This window comes from Streptomyces sp. NPDC005496 (assembly GCF_042872045.1).
Lineage (GTDB): Bacteria > Actinomycetota > Actinomycetes > Streptomycetales > Streptomycetaceae > Streptomyces.
In genome coordinates, this window is sequence record NZ_JBIAJQ010000002.1 from 47,130 (window position 1) to 61,381 (window position 14,252).

Consider the following 14,252-nt stretch of genomic DNA (forward strand, 5'->3'; position numbering starts at 1 on the left):
CCGGGGTCTGGTTCCCCGTGCTCCCCCGTGCCACCGTGCGAGGGCCGTGTACGCCTTGCCTGGCGGGACGGCGGATCTAATCTCGACCGGAACTCGGGTATTCCGGGCCCCTGTCGGGGGCATGACGTCCCCACAGCCGCGCGACCTCCAGGAGGAGCACGTGCTAGAGCCGGCACGCGAAGCGCACATCTCGCAGGACGTGGACGTCGTGATCGTGGGGGCCGGGGCCGCGGGACTCGCGGCGGCCCACCACCTCACCAGGGCGGGCCTCACCACGGCGGTCCTGGAAGCCGCCCCGCATGTGGGCGGCCGCATGGCGACGGACAAGGTGGACGGCTTCCGCCTGGACCGGCTGGGCCGGCTGCTGTCCACCTCGTATCCCGAACTGCGCCGCACCCCAGGCCTGGACGCCCTGGCCCTGCGGTCGTTCTCACCGGGCGTCCTGCTCCACAGCGAGGGCCGGCACCACCGGGCGTACGCTCCCCTCAACCCCCGGAGCGCGAGGGGCGCACTCACCGTCGTACGCGCCCTGGCGAGCGCCCCCCGGCTCCCCCGACCCGCGGGCGCGGCCGTCCGTCCGGGCGGCCCGCCGGGCACCTCGGCGCGCCCCGTGGGACCGCTGGGCCGGCCCGTCGACCAGGCCCGGCTCGGGGCCGCCCTGGCGCGGCTGGCCGTCACCCCGCCGGAGACCCTGCTGAGCCGCCCCGAACTCCCGGCCGGGCGCGCCCTGTCGGCCCGGGGCTTCCCACCCCGCACCGTCGACGGGTTCCTGCGGCCCCTGCTCGCCGCCCTGTTGTGCGATCCCGCGCTCACCACCTCCAGCCGCTGCGCGGACCTCGCGCTGCACGCGTTCGCGACCGGGCGGCTGTGCGTACCCGAGGGCGGCGCCGACGCCCTGCCCGAACTCCTCGCCGCCACGCTCCCGCCCGGTACCGTCCGCACCGGCGTGCACGTCACCGCGGTCTCCACGACGTCCGTGACCACCCGGGACCACGGCGAACTGCGCTGCCGCTCCCTGCTGCTGGCCACCGGGGCGCGCGCCGCGGCCGGACTCCTGCCGGGGCTGCGGGTCCCCGCCTTCCACCCCGTCACCGTCGTCCACCACACGGCCGACGAGCCCCCGCTCGGCGAACCGGCGCTGCTCCTGGACGCCGACCGGAGCGGCCCGGTCGCCCACACCGCGGTGATCAGCCAGGTCGACCCGACCCGGGCACCGGCCGGCCGCGCCCTCATCACCTCGACGGTGCTGGGCACCCCGCCGTCCGCCGCCGACCTGGACACCGCGGTCCGCGCCCAACTGGCCCGCCTCTACGGCACGTCGACCCGCCGGTGGGAGCTCCTCGGCGTCCACCACGACCCCGAGGCGGTCCCCGCGATGCCCCCGCCGCACGACCTGCGCCGTCCGGTGCGCCTGCTGGCCGGCCTGTACGTGTGCGGCGACCACCGCGGCACCAGCACCGTCCAGGGCGCGCTGCGCTCGGGCCGCCGGGCCGCCCGGGCGCTGCTCACCGACCTGGGCGTGCGGCCGGCTCCCCTGGAGAAGCCGTTGCGGACGGCGGCCTGAGCGCGGCTCATCCCAGGGCGGACACCCGGTCCCGGTACCCCCGGACGGGAGCGGCGTCCCGGTACGGTTCGAGCCGGCGTTCGAAGTCGCGTACGTACTCGACCGCCCGCACCGACCGCATCTCCGCCGCCTGTCCGGCCGCCTCAGCCCCCAGTTGGCAGGCCTGGTCGAGTTCGCCGAGCGCGAGGCGGGCGGTGGCCAGCACGACGCGGCAGAACAGCCGGCTGCGGGCGTACACGGGCGCCCTCAGTTGCAGGGAGCGCTCGGCGTGCTGGGCCGCGGCCCGGTACTGCTGGAGGTCGCGGTGGCAGTGCCCGAACTCGTCGGCGAGCTGCGCCTCGTCGAAGAAGCGCGCCCAGTGCGGGACCTCGTCGGCGGGCCGGGCCGCCTCCAGGGCCCGCTCGGCGCGCACCAGGGAGGCGGTGCAGGCCCGCACCTCGCCCAGGACGCCGTGCGCGCGCGCCTCGACGGAGTGCAGCATGGCCTGCATGACGGGCGGGGCGGAGGAGCCGACGCCCTGCTGCGCCACCCGCGCGAGCTGGACTGCCTCGCGTCCGTGGCCGAGGTAGACCGCCTGCCGGCTCATCGTCACCAGCACGTACGACCCGTAGGCCCGGTCGCCGGCCGCCTGGGCGAGACGCAGCGCCTGCACGAAGTACCGCTGGGCGAGCCCGTGCGCGGCGATGTCGTACGAGGTCCAGCCGGCGAGGCGGGTGAGGTCGGCGGCGGCCGCGAAGAGGCGGCGGCCGGTCTGCTCGCCGTAGCTGCCGCGCAGCATCGGCTCGGCCTCGTGCTCCAGGTAGCGCACGAGGGCCTGGCGGGCGTGGCCGCCGCCGTACGCGTGATCGAGCGACCGGAACAACTCGCCGACCGAGCGCAGGGCCGCGATGTCGCCGCCGGTGACCCGCTGGCCGGGTCCGCGCTCGGCGGTCCCGCGCTGGCGCGGCACCGCGGGGCGGCCCTGCACGGGCACGCGGAGGGCGGCCGGTTCGCCGCGGCCGACCCGGTCGTCGGCACGTCCGATGAGCCAGTCCCGGCTGGGGACGACCAGTCCGGCCGGGGTGAAGGCGATCTTGCGCAGTTCGGCGTGGCTGCCGGAGTCCTTGCGCCACAGGCCGCTGACGATGTCGACGGCCTCCTCGGGGCTCGCGGCGAATTCGAGGCCCGCGTAGACGGGCGCGCACGCGTCGAGTCCGAGGTCCTGGGCGGTGAGCCGCCGGCCGAGGCGGCGGGTGAAGACCTCGGCGATGAGGGCGGGTGTGGTGCCCCGGGGCTGCTGTCCGCGCAGCCATCGGGTCACGGACGTCTTGTCGTATCTGAGGTCGAGGCCGTGTTCGAGGCCTAGCTGGTCCACGCGACGGGCGAGACCTGCGTTGGAGAACCCCGCTTCTGCGATGAGCGCGGCGAGCTGTCGGTTGGGGGTGCGCTGCGCGGGTCGTTCCGTCATGGTGCGGTGCGGTCTCCTGCCTTCCGGGCACGTCAAGTGCCCGGATTGCCTGTGAGCAGCCCTTATGGCCTCGTGAACGGCGTGAATGTAGCGGTCTGTAAGCACGCCATCGCACACTTCGACGTTCATTCATCCGATCGTGTGAGGATTGGCCCCGGGGCTGACGACCGCCGGCCGGACGTACAGTGGCGTAGGCGTGCTTCGTGCCTTACGGGCCTCGCCCCGCGTGTCACGCGGGCGCGTCCCCGGGGCGCGGCCCGGGGGTCCGGTGCCCGTTGGCCCGCGCGCCGCCAGTTCGTGCCCGTGGGAGCTTCTAGGGAGGCGCTTGCCGTGAGTGAGTTGCGGTTCGTCCGGATGGGATTCGGTGCGGAGGCCGTCGAGTACCAGGAGGCCTGGGACGAGCAGCGTCGCGTGCACGCCGCCCGGTTCCTGGACGAGGTCCCCGACACCTGCCTGCTGCTGGAGCACCCGCCCGTCTACACGGCGGGCCGGCGCACGGCAGACAGCGAGCGCCCCCTCGACGGGACCCCGGTCGTCGACGTGGACCGCGGCGGCAAGATCACCTGGCACGGTCCGGGCCAGCTCGTGGGCTACCCGATCCAGAAGCTGCCGCGCCCGGTGGACGTCGTGGCGCACCTGCGCCGGCTGGAGGAGGCGATGATCCGGGTCTGCGCCGAGTTCGGCGTGGAGACCAGCCGGGTCGAGGGCCGGGCCGGCGTCTGGGTCCTCGGCGACCCGGTGGAGCAGCGGCCTGCCCCGGGCGGCCTGTCGCTCGACTTCGACCCGCGGCTGACGGACGACGAGTTCGACCCCCGCCTGGACGGCCCGGAGTACGCGCCCTCCAACGCGGGCCAGCGGCGCGAGGACCGCAAGATCTGCGCCGTGGGCATCCGGGTCGCCAAGGGCGTCACCATGCACGGCTTCGCCCTGAACGTGAACCCGGACACCTCGTCCTTCGACAAGATCATCCCGTGCGGCATCCGGGACGCGGGCGTCACCTCCCTCGCGTACGAGCTGGGGCGCGACCTCACCATCGCCGACGTCCTGCCGGTGGCCGAGAAGCACCTGCGGGACGTCCTGGAGAACGCGGAGCTCAAGCCGCGCGAGGTGGAGCGGGCCTCGGCCTGATCCGTCGCCCCGGGCCCGGGAATGCACCCTCGGACCCGAAGGTTGCCCATACGCAGGGCCGAAAACAGCACGGGCGTACCCTGGTGTACGCCGACGAATCGAAGTTGTAGGGAGCCGGACGTGTCCGCAGTCGCACCCGACGGACGCAAGATGCTGCGCCTGGAGGTCCGGAACAGCCAGACCCCCATCGAGCGCAAGCCCGAGTGGATCAAGACCCGGGCGAAAATGGGTCCCGAGTACAACGCGCTGCAGAAGCTCGTGAAGAGCGAGGGCCTGCACACGGTCTGCCAGGAGGCGGGCTGTCCCAACATCTACGAGTGCTGGGAGGACCGCGAGGCCACGTTCCTCATCGGCGGTGACCAGTGCACCCGGCGCTGCGACTTCTGCCAGATCGACACCGGCAAGCCCGAGGCGCTGGACCGCGACGAGCCCCGCCGGGTCGGCGAGTCCGTCGTCACGATGGACCTGAACTACGCGACGATCACCGGCGTCGCCCGCGACGACCTGGAGGACGGCGGCGCCTGGCTGTACGCCGAGACGGTCCGCCAGATCCACGCGCAGACCGCCGGCCGCGAGTCGGGCCGCACCAAGGTCGAGCTGCTCGCCCCCGACTTCAACGCGGAGCCCGACCAGCTGGCCGAGGTCTTCTCCTCGCGCCCCGAGGTCTTCGCGCACAACGTCGAGACGGTCCCCCGCATCTTCAAGCGCATCCGCCCCGGCTTCCGCTACGAGCGCTCGCTGAAGGTCATCACCGAGGCCCGCGACTACGGCCTGGTCACCAAGTCGAACCTCATCCTCGGCATGGGCGAGACGCGCGAGGAGGTCAGCGAGGCGCTCCGGCAGCTGCACGAGGCCGGCTGCGAGCTGATCACCATCACGCAGTACCTGCGGCCCTCCGTGCGCCACCACCCCGTGGAGCGCTGGGTCAAGCCGCACGAGTTCGTCGAGCTGAAGGACGAGGCCGAGCAGATCGGCTTCTCCGGCGTCATGTCGGGACCGCTCGTCCGCTCCTCGTACCGCGCCGGCCGGCTGTACCAGATGGCCGTCGAGAAGCGCGGCGCCTACATCGCCTCGCAGGCGGTCTGACACACGTACGACCGGGGCGGTGGCACGGGGTGCCAGCCAAGTGTGTGAATCCGCGCACAAGCGGCCGACGCCCGGAAATGGCCAGTTCGACGCGGTTCTGACCGTCCTCGCAGATGAGGGCGTCCGTCAGGGCCGCGTCGGCGTTCGGCCCCTCCGCCTCCAGGCTTCACGGGCGTTTGACCGGTCGGTCACGCCCTGGTAACACCATTCAGTGACCCTGGTTCCACGCACCGTATCGCCTCCGCAAGAGCCGTCCCGAGGGGGGACCTCCATCATGCAGGCCGCGCCCGTACGCGCCACCGCCATTCCTTCGTTCACCGATGCACTGCGTGCCGTCGAGTCGCTGCTCATGAGCAGCGGACAGCGCACGGCCCGCCGCAACGCCTGGACCTCCGTGCTGGAGGACCGCCGCCGTGCCAAGGACCGGGTCGAGGCTCAGCGCGTCCTCGAGGAGGCCGTCGGGCCCCGCCTGTCGTAGCGGCGGCACCGCCGTCGTCGGCGCTTCCCGGGCCACGTAGACTCGTGGCATGGCGAGGAAGGAAACCGCAGCGGACGCTGCGAACCCCGGGCGACTCAAGCAGATCGCCCTGACCTACAAGATGACCCGCAAGGCCGACTCCAAGATCGGTCTTGTACTCGCGGCTGTCGGAATCGGCACCCTCGGTGTCTTTCTCGCGATCGGCTTCTTGATCGGCCACCCGGTCTATCTCGGCATTCTCGGCCTCCTGCTCGCCTTCCTCGCGTCGGCGATCGTCTTCGGACGCCGGGCCGAGCGTGCCGCCTTCGGGCAGATGGAAGGACAGCCGGGCGCAGCGGCGGCCGTGCTGGACAACATCGGCAGGGGCTGGACGACGACCCCGGCGGTGGCGATGAACCGCAGCCAGGACGTGGTGCACCGGGCCGTCGGCAAGGCCGGCATCGTGCTGGTGGCCGAGGGCAACCCGAACCGGGTGAAGAGCCTGCTGGCCGCCGAGAAGCGGAAGATGGCGCGGATCGTCTCGGACGTCCCCGTGCACGACGTGCTCGTGGGCACCGGCGAGGGCCAGGTGGAGCTGAAGAGGCTCCGCACGACCATGCTGAAGCTGCCGCGCGTGCTCACCGGCCCGCAGGTCACGACGACCAACGACCGGCTGCGCGCGATGGGCGACCTGATGAGCAACATGCCGCTGCCGAAGGGGCCGATGCCCAAGGGCATGCGGATGCCCCGCGGCGGCAAGACCCGCTGACACCCCTCCCACGTACGCAAGAGGGCGCCCGGATCACTCCGGGCGCCCTCTTCTCGTCGCGGGGGCTGCCGGGGCCCGCCCGCGCCGTCGGCCGGCGCGGGTCCCGGCGCCGTCAGATGCGGACCTCGACCGTGCGGGCCAGGCGGTCGTGCAGACCCCGGCCGTCGCGGTCCCAGATCAGGGCCGGCACGGCCACGCACAGCAGCGCCGTCCGCAGCAGGGCGCGCAGCGGGTTCAGCCGGCCGCCGCCCTCGGGGACGACACGCAGTCCGAACAGGCGCTTGCCCGGCGTGAAGCCGACCGTGCCGACGGTCAGGACGCCCAGGACGAAGAAGACGAGCAGCGCCCAGTTCCCCGTGGCCTGGTCGTAGCCCTCGGTGAGCAGCCCGTATGCGATCAACAGGCACAGGCCCCAGTCCACCGCCAGGGCGCCCAGACGGCGGCCCGGGCGGGCGATCGAACCCGGCCCGTCCTGCGGCAGACCGAGCTGCTCCCCCCGGTATCCGAAGTCGGCACCGGCTTCTTCCATGGCCTCGCGGGGGCCGGACAGCCACGATCCGATTGCTTGCCTGTTGTCCACCCGTCCACGGTACTGCGCCCGGGTATGTGCCCCACCGGCCGGGGTAGTCGTAGGCTGCTGTCGAACCCGGCCGGTTAACTTGCGCGAAACAAATGGGTCACGCTTGAGAAATCCCCCGTCCCTATGGTCGGGTCCAGCGTGTGCCACCGCACTGGCCGCACGAACGAACTACCACCCCGGTCCTAGTGGGCGGGAGTAGGAGGAGCTGGATGTTCCAGAACGCCGACGAGGCCAAGAAGTTCATCGCGGACGAGGACGTCAAGTTCGTCGACGTCCGCTTCTGCGACCTTCCGGGTGTGATGCAGCACTTCACGATCCCGGCCCAGGCCTTCGACCCGGCCGAGGAGCTGGCCTTCGACGGCTCCTCGATCCGCGGCTTCCAGGCCATCCACGAGTCCGACATGGCGCTCCGCGCCGACCTGTCCACCGCGCGCGTCGACCCCTTCCGCCGCGACAAGACGGTCAACATCAACTTCTTCATCCACGACCCGATCACGGGCGAGCAGTACTCCCGTGACCCGCGCAACGTGGCCAAGAAGGCCGAGGCCTACCTCGCCTCGACCGGCATCGCCGACACCGCGTACTTCGGCCCCGAGGCCGAGTTCTACGTCTTCGACAGCGTGCGCTTCAAGACCGCCGAGAACGAGTCCTTCTACCACATCGACTCCGAGGCGGGCGCCTGGAACACCGGCGCCATCGAGGACAACCGCGGTTACAAGGTCCGCTACAAGGGCGGCTACTTCCCGGCCCCGCCGGTCGACCACTTCGCCGACCTGCGCGCCGAGATCTCCCTGGAGCTGGAGGCCTCGGGCCTCCAGGTCGAGCGCCAGCACCACGAGGTCGGCACCGCCGGCCAGGCGGAGATCAACTACAAGTTCAACACGCTGCTCGCCGCGGCCGACGACCTCCAGCTCTTCAAGTACATCGTTAAGAACGTCGCCTGGCGCAACGGCAAGACCGCGACCTTCATGCCGAAGCCGATCTTCGGCGACAACGGCTCGGGCATGCACGTCCACCAGTCGCTGTGGGCCAACGGCGACCCGCTGTTCTACGACGAGGCCGGCTACGCGGGCCTCTCGGACACCGCCCGCTTCTACATCGGCGGCATCCTCAAGCACGCCCCGTCGCTGCTCGCCTTCACCAACCCGACGGTGAACTCGTACCACCGTCTGGTCCCGGGCTTCGAGGCGCCGGTCAACATGGTCTACTCGCAGCGCAACCGCTCCGCGGCGATGCGTATCCCGATCACCGGCTCGAACCCGAAGGCCAAGCGCGTCGAGTTCCGTGCCCCGGACTCCTCCGGCAACCCGTACCTCGCCTTCTCGGCGCTGCTGCTCGCCGGTCTCGACGGCATCAAGAACAAGATCGAGCCGGCCGAGCCGATCGACAAGGACCTCTACGAGCTGGCTCCCGAGGAGCACGCGAACGTGGCGCAGGTCCCGACCTCGCTCCCGGCCGTCCTCGACGCCCTCGAGCGCGACCACGAGTTCCTCCTCCAGGGCGACGTCTTCACGTCGGACCTGATCGAGACGTGGATCGACTACAAGCGCACGAACGAGATCGCGCCGCTCCAGCTGCGCCCGCACCCGCACGAGTTCGAGCTGTACTTCGACGTGTAAACCGTCACGGCTCCCGGCCCGAGCCCCGTCGCCGCCCTCACGGGTCGGCGGCGGGGCTCAGTCGTACGGCGGGCCGTCTCAGCGGCCCTTCTGACGCTCCTGGCGGCGCGCCTCCAGCGGGCGCTCGCGGCGGTAGCGGCGCTCCCAGCGGGCCTGCCGGTCACGGCGGGCCCGGTAGGCGCGGTAGCTGGAGTCCGGGCGGGCGGCGGACCCTCCCGAGGCGCCGGGAGCGGCCGGCGCGCCGGTCGAGGACGCGGTGGGCGCGCCAGTGGCTGCGCGTCCGTAGCGGACGTGGAGGAAGAGCACGGCGACCGCGGCCAGCCAGAGGCCGTGGTGGGAGAAGCCTAGGACGACCAGGACCGCGGTCGCCGAAAGGATCAAGGTGCCCATGACGGGACTCCTTGGGGGCGTGGGTAACGGGATCTCGACAAGTGCTCCGACGCGGGCGCTGGGGTGGGCGGCCGGCGTCGGTGCGTAGAGACTAGTCCCGGGACCGCCGGCTGATGCCTGTCCGGCGGGAAGCGGTGCGCGACGGCTCCGGAACGCATCCCCAGCGTAGGGAGCCGGTCTCTCCGCGTGCATCCCTATTTCCGGCGGGCCCGTCGGTCCGGCTTCGGTCCGGCCCCAGCTCCGGTCCGCCGTCCACCGCGTCGCGGGCCACCTCGGCCGGCGCCCGGGCCCCGCTCATCTCACGGTGGCGGGCCGGCGCGAACCCCGCGGCGTCGGAGGCGGGTGCCGTGCCCGGCACGCGCGGGCAGGAGGCGGGGGCCGGCGGGTCAGACGCCGGGGGCCGCTCTGACCACGCCCGCGGCCACGGCGGCGCACAGCGTCCCGTGGTCCAGGGCGTTCTGGTCAGCGTAGTGGAGGGCGAAGTCCGCCACGGCGCGTTCGAAGGCGTCGGCGCCGCCGAGGTAGCCGGCTATGGCGACGCGGTCGCCGGAGCGGGCGTGGGCACGGGCGAGGGCCGCGCCGCACAGACGGGCGTAGTCGTGGAGCTCGTCCGGGCTCATGCCGGCGACGTCCGGGGAGCCCTTCATGTCGCGTAGCCGCCGCCAGTAGTACGGCCGTCCCTGGGGTCCCGTCATCCAGCCGAGGAAGATGTCGCCGGTGGCCTGCAGCAGCCGCTGGCCGGCGACAACGCGGTGGCCGGGATGGTCGTAGGGGCCGGTGGGCAGGTGCTCCTCCAGCACGGACCGGCCGGCCTCCTTGAGCTGCAGGAGCAGCGGGTCGTCCTCGTCCCGGCCGGCGAGCAGCACGACGAAGCAGCGGACGCCCACGCTGCCGACGCCGACGACCTTGCGGGCGGCGTCCATGAAGCGGTAGCGGTCCAGGAGCAGCCGGCGTTCCTCGGAGAGCGTGGAGCGGTAGTCGCTGAAGATCTTCCGCAGGGCGCCCATGTCGGACGGTCCCGCAGTCTCCAGCAGGGGCGGGTCCTGGACGATACGGAGCCGGCCCTCGGCGGTCTCGGTGAGCCGGCCGAGCGCCTGGAGGCTGGTGCGGCGGCGGGCCCGCGAGAGGGTGGACTCCAGGCGTTTGCGGTGGTGGGCGGAGCGGACCAGCGGGAGCAGCCGGTCGGCGTCGATGCGCTCGTACCAGACGGACAGCTCGCCCCGACGGGCCAGCCCGCGCATGGCGTGGCGGTACTCGGCGGCCGAGGCGCGCGCCGCGCGGCGGGCCCGTGCCTCGCTGTGCCCGTTCTCGCGGGCGGCCACGGCGATGCTGGCGGCCAGCCGTTTGACGTCCCATTCGAAGGGCCCGGGGAACGTCTCGTCGAAGTCGTTGAGGTCGAAGAGCAGGGCGTGTTCCGGGGAGGCGAAGAGACCGAAGTTGAGCAGGTGGGCGTCGCCGCAGAGCTGCACGGTGAGTCCCGTGTGGGGGCGGGCCGCGAGGTCGGCGGCCATCACGGCGGCCCCGCCGCGCAGGAACGCGAAGGGCGAGGCGGTCATCCTGCCGTATCTGACCGGGAGGAGTTCCTGGAGCCGGTCCCTGCCCTGGCGTTCCAGTACGGCGACGGGGTCGGGGCGGTCGAGGGCGGCGAGCCATTCGCCGTGCGCGGAGCGGGGGAGGATCTTGCGGACCGCTCTGCCCTTCTGGGCGCGGTCGGCCGGCGTGGTCATGAGCGGGGGTGCGCGGCCGCGGCGGCCGTCGCGACGAGCCTTCGTCCACCCTGACTGCCCATCGCCGTCCCGCCTTTCCCCGCGCCTGCGGTCCCTGCTCTCCCCGGTCGCCCCAGTGAAGTCCGCCGGGCGGTGGGCACGCATGCCGGGTACGGCATTCGGGTGACGTGCCCCGGGGCGGCCGGGTGTTCGGGAGGATGGGGGGAAGTGCCGGGATTCCGGCGCACGGGCGGCCGGAGAGGTGGAGGCGACGTGGGAGCGCGGCGGCACATCGGGGTGGCGGAGCGGCGGGCCAGGCTGGCGCTGCGGCACCGGTTGGCGGGTCCGGCGCGCGCGGCGGGCCCCGAAGAGGTGGCGGACTCGCTGGTCGCCCTGCACGGGACCGATCCGGCGACGGTGTACCTGGCGGTGGGCGCGCGGCTGGCCGAACCCGGGAAGACCGTGGCCGGGCTGGAGCGGGCGCTGTACGAGGACCGCACGCTGGTGCGGATGCACGGGATGCGGCACACGGTGTTCGTGTTCCCCGCCGCGCTGACGGCCGTGGTGCACGCCTCGACGGGTCTCGCCGTCGCCGCGAAGGCGCGGGCCGGGCTGCTCGATCAGCTGGCGGAGGGCAGCGGGGGACGGCTGACGGAGGAGTGGCTGGCCGAGGTGGAGGCCGCCACGCTCGCCGCGCTGGCCCGGCGCGGGGAGGCCACGGTGGACGAACTCGTGGCCGACGAGCCGCGGTTGAGGGAGCGGTTCACCTACGGCGCGGGGCGCGGCTACGAGAGCGAGCAGACCGTGTCGTCCCGGCTGATGCGGGTCCTCGGGGTCGAGGGGCGGGTCGTGCGCGGGCGGCCGTTGGGCACGTGGACGTCGACCCGGTTCCGGTGGGCCGTCGCACCGCCGCATCCCGAACTGGCGCCGGCGAAGGCCCAGTCGGACCTGATGCGGCGCTGGCTGGCCGCGTGCGGTCCGGCCACGGAGGAGGACCTGAAGTGGTGGACGGGGTGGAAGGTCACCGACGTGCGCCGGGCGCTGGCGGCGGCGGGCGCGGCGGCCGTGTCGCTCGACGGCGGGGTGACGGGGTACGTCGCGGACGGTGACGCCGGGCCGGTGACCGGACCCGCGGAGCCCTGGGCCGCGCTGCTGCCCGGTCTCGACCCGACCGCCATGGGATGGCGGGACAGGGACTGGTTCCTGGCTCCGGACCTGCGGCCCGCCCTCTTCGACCGGAGCGGGAACGTGGGCCCGACGGTGTGGTGGAACGGGCAGGTGGTGGGGGGCTGGGCGCAGCGGCCCGACGGGGAGGTGGTGTGGCGGGTGCTGGACGCGGCGGGGCTGGGCCGGGAGGGCCGTGAGGCCGTCGCCGCCGAGGCCGCGCGGCTGTCCGCGTGGGTGGGCGGGGTCCGGGTCACGCCCCGCTTCCGGACGCCGCTGGAGCGGGAGTTGACGGCGGGGTAGGTGTGCGTGCCAGACCCCGCTCGGGTCGGCCTGATCCAGACGACAGGCCCCAGGTCCTCGCCACCGGCTCCGGTCGCTGGTGGGGCTCCGTCCGGGCCGCGCTCCTCGCGGGCGGGCGGAGCCCCGGTGCGTCAGCGGGCGTACCTCATCAGCGCCCTGACCATGTGGCACGTGGTGTCGGACGGCGGGTGGACGCCGATGAGCGCGGCGGCGCTGTGGATCGTCTCGTTGCGGGCGTGGTCGGCCAGGTAGACGCCGGAGTCGAGCAGGGCGATCGCCAGGCGCATCGCCTTGAGCCGGCGGTTGTGCGTGACGTACCAGTCGCGGGGGCGTCCCGGCGGGAGCGGACGCTTCTCCACGGGCTCGTACGGCAGGTCGAGCGGGACCGCCCTGCGGGCGGTGGACTGGGTGGGCTTCGGCTTCAGTGCGGCAGCGGGCACGGGCATCCTCCTGTCGCGGTCAGGGCCTCGCCGGAACGTCCGGCGGCACCCTCGAACACTGCTTCTATTCTACCGCCCGGCACTGACAAAAGCCGCTGGCCACAAGGGCTTTGACCTGGGGTGTGACGCAGGTGGGAGGGGGTGTTCCGGGTACCGTGTGAGCATGGAGATCTGGATCAACCCGGCCTGTTCGAAGTGCCGCGGCGCCATCGGCCTGCTCGACGCGGAGGGCGCCGACTACACCGTGCGCCGCTACCTGGAGGACGTGCCGACCGAGGACGAGATCAGGGACGTGCTGGAGCGGCTGGGGCTCGAACCGTGGGACATCACCCGCACCCAGGAGCCCGCCGCCAAGGAGCTCGGGCTCAAGGAGTGGGCGCGGGACGCCGGTTCGCGGGACCGCTGGATCACGGCGCTGTCCGAGCACCCGAAGCTGATCCAGCGGCCCATCATCACGGCGGACGACGGGACCGCGGTGGTGGCCCGTACGGAGGAGGCGGTACGCGACGCCCTGTCCCGCTGACCGCCCCGGCGCCCGCCTCTGTGGCCCACGTCACTCCGGCGGTCTCCGTGACCGTTGAGTGACCTCGTTCGATATCTCGTACCTAGCGGCGTACGTTCCCCCGGACCCAGGAGGCGCGCATGTCGCGTAGGAGAACGCTCAGCACCCCGAAGAAGCTCGCCCTGCTGGCCGGTGCCGCCGCCGTGGCCGGAGGCGGGGCCTTCGCCCTGGCGGCCACGTCGAACGCGGCGCCCGTCCAGAACGCGAACTCGACGGTCTGCCAGGGGCTGGCCACGGCGGTCGGCAACAACCAGCGGTTCATCGACGCCCAACGGGCCGCCCCCGACGCCCAGTCGGAGGCCCGCATCGCCAACCGCGAGGCCGTCATCAAGGAGATCGGGCGCCAGCAGAAGGCGTCCGGCTGCGAGGTCGGGGAGTCGGCTCAGGACTCCCAGGCCACCGCGCCGGCCACCACCGCCCCCGCCGAGACGGCTCCCGGGGAGGCCGCGCCCGGCGCGGCGGCCCCCGGCGACGAGGCCGGCACCGGGGGCGGGGGCGCCGCCGCCGGTGAGCAGGTCTGCGCCGGTTCGACCGTCACGCTCTCCGGGGAGAACGGCGCACCGGCCGCGTCCAGCAACCAGTTCCCCGCCGGGACGAAGCTCCGGGTGACCAACCTGGACAACAACAAGTCCACGACCGTGGAGGTCACCTCGGTCTCGGGCAGCTGCGTCCTGCTGAACAACGCGGCGTTCGAGCAGGTCAGGGAGCCCGGCAAGTTCCTGATCCGCAAGGCCCGCATCGAACGCGTGGGCTGACCCCGCGGAGTCCGCTGCGGTGCCGTGGCCCTTCCGCGGGGCCGTGCACGCAAGCGGGCGCCGGGGTCACCGGAGCCGGTCCGCTTCCGTGCGGTGGGCATCGCCCGTCGTACGGAAGCGGACCGGCGGAAGGCCGCCGGAGCGCCGGCGCCGGACAGCCGCAGGCCGCCCTCCTCCCAACGCGGCGCCGGGCGGGCGGGCTAGGGCCTGTCGTTTGGATCAGGCCGGTGTCGCGGGGTCTGGCCGACCGGGACGAACCGTCCGTCACGGCCGACCTGATCC

Annotated in this window: 14 protein-coding genes; 9 read left to right on the forward strand and 5 right to left on the reverse strand. The window is 73.2% G+C overall.

What is annotated here, in order from left to right; translation table 11 throughout:
• The first annotated feature begins 160 nt into the window (after nt 1–160).
• Complete coding sequence (locus tag ACFYQQ_RS04820) at nt 161–1,564, forward strand: NAD(P)/FAD-dependent oxidoreductase (RefSeq protein WP_388903980.1); 1,404 nt, start codon at nt 161–163, stop codon at nt 1,562–1,564.
• Nucleotides 1,565–1,571: 7 nt separating this feature from the next.
• On the opposite strand, the gene ACFYQQ_RS04825 is transcribed toward ACFYQQ_RS04820, so the two are convergent.
• A complete protein-coding gene (locus tag ACFYQQ_RS04825; RefSeq protein ID WP_356167343.1) occupies nt 1,572–3,011 on the reverse strand; it encodes a regulator in 1,440 nt (479 codons plus the stop codon).
• Nucleotides 3,012–3,341: 330 nt separating this feature from the next.
• Between ACFYQQ_RS04825 and lipB the strand changes: the two genes are divergently transcribed.
• The 4 genes from lipB to ACFYQQ_RS04845 all read left to right on the forward strand — a co-directional run bounded on the left by lipB (nt 3,342) and on the right by ACFYQQ_RS04845 (nt 6,451).
• Nucleotides 3,342–4,139 carry a lipoyl(octanoyl) transferase LipB gene (gene lipB / locus ACFYQQ_RS04830; RefSeq protein ID WP_355790731.1) on the forward strand — a complete coding sequence of 266 codons (798 nt, stop codon included), beginning with the start codon at nt 3,342–3,344 and terminating at the stop codon, nt 4,137–4,139.
• A 120-nt stretch (nt 4,140–4,259) separates the two neighbouring features.
• Nucleotides 4,260–5,225 (forward strand): lipoyl synthase, encoded by a 966-nt coding sequence (gene lipA / locus ACFYQQ_RS04835; RefSeq protein WP_355790733.1) that lies wholly within the window; start codon nt 4,260–4,262, stop codon nt 5,223–5,225.
• A gap of 274 nt (nt 5,226–5,499) precedes the next feature.
• Nucleotides 5,500–5,703, forward strand: coding sequence for a hypothetical protein (locus ACFYQQ_RS04840; RefSeq protein WP_121403422.1), 204 nt, complete (start codon nt 5,500–5,502; stop codon nt 5,701–5,703).
• Between the two features lie 49 nt (nt 5,704–5,752).
• A complete protein-coding gene (locus tag ACFYQQ_RS04845; protein ID WP_355790737.1) occupies nt 5,753–6,451 on the forward strand; it encodes a DUF4191 domain-containing protein in 699 nt (232 codons plus the stop codon).
• 112 nt (nt 6,452–6,563) lie between these two features.
• On the opposite strand, the gene ACFYQQ_RS04850 is transcribed toward ACFYQQ_RS04845, so the two are convergent.
• The gene (locus ACFYQQ_RS04850) at nt 6,564–7,031 is read right to left on the reverse strand and encodes an RDD family protein (protein ID WP_355795219.1); all 468 of its coding nucleotides are present in this window, start codon (nt 7,029–7,031) and stop codon (nt 6,564–6,566) included.
• 209 nt (nt 7,032–7,240) lie between these two features.
• Between ACFYQQ_RS04850 and glnA the strand changes: the two genes are divergently transcribed.
• On the forward strand, nt 7,241–8,650 hold the full coding sequence (gene glnA / locus ACFYQQ_RS04855) for a type I glutamate--ammonia ligase (RefSeq protein WP_356167351.1): 1,410 nt from the start codon (nt 7,241–7,243) through the stop codon (nt 8,648–8,650).
• A gap of 78 nt (nt 8,651–8,728) precedes the next feature.
• Here the strand turns inward: glnA and ACFYQQ_RS04860 are convergent, their stop codons facing one another.
• Both ACFYQQ_RS04860 and ACFYQQ_RS04865 read right to left on the reverse strand, forming a co-directional pair.
• Nucleotides 8,729–9,040 (reverse strand): hypothetical protein, encoded by a 312-nt coding sequence (locus tag ACFYQQ_RS04860; RefSeq protein ID WP_356167354.1) that lies wholly within the window; start codon nt 9,038–9,040, stop codon nt 8,729–8,731.
• Nucleotides 9,041–9,426: 386 nt separating this feature from the next.
• Nucleotides 9,427–10,767 (reverse strand): DUF2252 domain-containing protein, encoded by a 1,341-nt coding sequence (locus ACFYQQ_RS04865; RefSeq protein WP_356167357.1) that lies wholly within the window; start codon nt 10,765–10,767, stop codon nt 9,427–9,429.
• A gap of 252 nt (nt 10,768–11,019) precedes the next feature.
• Here ACFYQQ_RS04865 and ACFYQQ_RS04870 point away from each other — a divergent pair, with 252 nt between their 5' ends.
• Complete coding sequence (locus ACFYQQ_RS04870) at nt 11,020–12,213, forward strand: winged helix DNA-binding domain-containing protein (protein WP_388903470.1); 1,194 nt, start codon at nt 11,020–11,022, stop codon at nt 12,211–12,213.
• 131 nt (nt 12,214–12,344) lie between these two features.
• Here ACFYQQ_RS04870 and ACFYQQ_RS04875 read toward each other — a convergent pair whose 3' ends face one another.
• On the reverse strand, nt 12,345–12,653 hold the full coding sequence (locus tag ACFYQQ_RS04875; RefSeq protein ID WP_355793395.1) for a hypothetical protein: 309 nt from the start codon (nt 12,651–12,653) through the stop codon (nt 12,345–12,347).
• A gap of 163 nt (nt 12,654–12,816) precedes the next feature.
• On the opposite strand from ACFYQQ_RS04875, the gene ACFYQQ_RS04880 reads away from it, so the two are divergent.
• Together ACFYQQ_RS04880 and ACFYQQ_RS04885 are read left to right on the forward strand one after the other, a co-directional pair.
• Nucleotides 12,817–13,176 carry an arsenate reductase family protein gene (locus ACFYQQ_RS04880; RefSeq protein WP_355793397.1) on the forward strand — a complete coding sequence of 120 codons (360 nt, stop codon included), beginning with the start codon at nt 12,817–12,819 and terminating at the stop codon, nt 13,174–13,176.
• A 119-nt stretch (nt 13,177–13,295) separates the two neighbouring features.
• Nucleotides 13,296–13,970: a hypothetical protein gene (locus ACFYQQ_RS04885; protein WP_356167366.1), complete on the forward strand. Its 675-nt coding sequence runs from the start codon at nt 13,296–13,298 to the stop codon at nt 13,968–13,970.
• The last annotated feature ends 282 nt before the right edge of the window (nt 13,971–14,252 follow it).